Origin of the sequence: Mesorhizobium sp. M1A.F.Ca.IN.020.04.1.1 (genome assembly GCF_003997315.1) — a bacterium.
Classification (GTDB): domain Bacteria; phylum Pseudomonadota; class Alphaproteobacteria; order Rhizobiales; family Rhizobiaceae; genus Mesorhizobium.
The window spans coordinates 1-2,359 of record NZ_RZSN01000339.1 but is presented as its reverse complement, the minus strand read 5'-3'; the positions used below and the strand labels follow the sequence as shown (position 1 = coordinate 2,359).

Here is a 2,359-nt window from a genome sequence, read left to right as displayed (position 1 = left end):
GGACGAGAAGGATGGCGCCTGGTGGCAGGCGGCGAACGATTCGCATGGCATCGCCCTGCCAGTCGCCGGCTCCGTCAACCAGACCTTGCTTGGCCTCGATCTGACAGTCACGGCAGCACTGTGGAACGGCGCCAGGCTCGAGCTTCTGGCCTCGCAAAGCAGCATCGGGAGGCTCGATCTCTCATGAACGAGCTCGAGCAGGCAGGGCTGGCGAGGCTTCGCGACAACTGGATTTCGGGCGGCGCCGCTTTCGAATTGGCGCCCGCCGAATGGAAGGAGTTCGCGGCTGCCTCCAGCTCGGACGAGCAGGAACGTCGGCTCTTGGCGATCGCCGCGCAGGCGCTGGATGTCGCGCTTCGGCCGGCGGCGCCAAAAACCTTGAAACGCCGTCCGCCGCTGCCGATGCTCGCGCTGCCGATGCTTCCTGATTGGCTGCGACCGTTGCTGCGTGGCGCATTGAAATACGCCGCTGATGCGAGGCTCAAGACCCGCGTGGCCACACTCGTCGCCAGCCGAGGCTTCGTGCTGCATCCGATGGATTGGATGCCTGCTGCGTCGGATCAGGAAAGCCCAGATATCTATGCTCCCTGGGTCGACTGGCAAGCAGGCGCGGATGGCGACAGGCAGTCTCGACGAGGACAACTCACCGCTGAAACCTGGGATGATTTCTATCCTGCCGCGCGCCGTACAGCTTTGGTCGAATTACGGCGCACCATGCCTGTCTTGGCGCGGACGTTGATTGAGACCAAGGGAGCGAGCGAGCCGGCGGAGGTCAGGCTTGCGCTCGTGCAGCTGATGCGCTTCGGCTTGAGTGCCGATGACATTCCATTTCTAAAGAGCCTGTCCGCCGATCGCTCAGGCAAGGTGCGCGAAATGGCCGGCCGGCTCCTGGCAAGGTTGGGTGAACGTAGCGATCCAGCGGATGGCGCGTCGAAAGATTCGATAGCCGAGCTCGCCGCTTTCATTGAGGAAGGCAAATCCGGCTTCATCCGCCGCCGCACCACCTACACGCCGATAAAGCCCAAGTCGCCTGCGCAACAGTCGCGTCGCGCCGACCTGTTCGCGTCCTGTTACTTCGGCGATCTCGTCGCCCAATTCGGCAAGACTGAGCCCGATTTCATTGGCGCATGGCAGTTCGGCGTCGATGAGGGTGCCGATCTCTTTCTCGTTCGAATGATCGCGGTGTCCGGCAGCGATGCGGCGGTCGCCTGTTTGGCGGATTTGCTTGTCGCCGCCGGCGGCAGGCTGGCGCTTCTCGTCCTCCAGCTCATGTCGCGCTTGGACAACGGCAGGAAGCGTGTCCTGATCAGGCAGATCCTGGATGATGGGCAAAATCTGGCCGCGCTCAACCTGGTCGAAGGCGCGGAAGCAGGCTGGCTGGAATGGAGCGACCTCGCAAGGAGCAAGACGCTTCCAGCGCTGCGTTCCGCCGTCTCGGGTGACAACGACGTCATGAAACGAAGCGCCGAGCAATATCTCGAGACCCTGGGCTTTCTGGCCAATCCGGAGGCGGCGGAAAAATTGATCGACGAGGTGATCGCCGCCGGCCTGTCGCCCGCTTCCCCATCCATCGGCCTGCTGCGGCTCAATGCAGCGCTGGCCGGAAACCCTTCGCAATCCGAGAGATGATGAACCCGGAGAAGATCGCATGAACGCAGCCATCCGCCTTCCGGCCGAGCAGGTCTATGCCTCCGAACTGCAGGCGCTCGCGCGCGACGACGACCGCCAGAAGCCTGCCGGCTGGAGCCTGTCGCCCAAGGCCGTCCTCACTTACCTGATGGGTGGCAAGGCGGGCGACGGCACGCTTATCACCCCGAAATATGTCGGACGTCGGCAATTGATGGAAACCGCGGTGGCGACGCTCGCGACCGACCGGGCGCTGCTCCTGCTCGGCGTGCCGGGAACGGCAAAATCCTGGGTCTCGGAACATCTCGCCGGCGCCATCATGGGAAACTCGACGCTGATCGTGCAATGCACGGCCGGCACCGATGAGAATCAGATCCGCTACGGCTGGAACTATGCGCAGCTCTTGGCGAAGGGGCCGAGCCAGGAGGCGCTGGTGCCGACGCCGCTCTACCGCGCCATGCAGGAAGGCGAGCTCTGCCGCCTGGAGGAACTGACGCGAATGGGCTCCGACGTGCAGGACACGCTGATCACCGTGCTGTCCGAAAAAATGATGCCGGTGCCGGAGCTGAACACCTCGATTTACGCGCAGCGCGGTTTCAACATCATCGCCACCGCGAACAATCGCGACAAGGGCGTCAACGAACTCTCCTCGGCGCTGAAGCGCCGTTTCAATGTCGTGGTGCTGCCGCTGCCGGAGGACATGGCGGAAGAGGTCTCGATCGTGTCCCGGCGC

General features: G+C 63.5%; 2 protein-coding genes and 1 pseudogene. All 3 read left to right on the top strand.

Going from position 1 to position 2,359, the window contains the following annotated elements; translation table 11 throughout:
• Positions 1–187, top strand: a pseudogene (locus EOA49_RS31550) (SWIM zinc finger family protein); the annotation flags it as partial.
• Between the two features lie 134 nt (positions 188–321).
• On the top strand, positions 322–1,629 hold the full coding sequence (locus EOA49_RS31545; protein WP_245460857.1) for a DUF5691 domain-containing protein: 1,308 nt from the start codon (positions 322–324) through the stop codon (positions 1,627–1,629).
• A 19-nt stretch (positions 1,630–1,648) separates the two neighbouring features.
• A partial coding sequence (locus EOA49_RS31540) for an AAA family ATPase (protein WP_127243581.1) occupies positions 1,649–2,359 on the top strand: 711 nt, incomplete at its 3' end.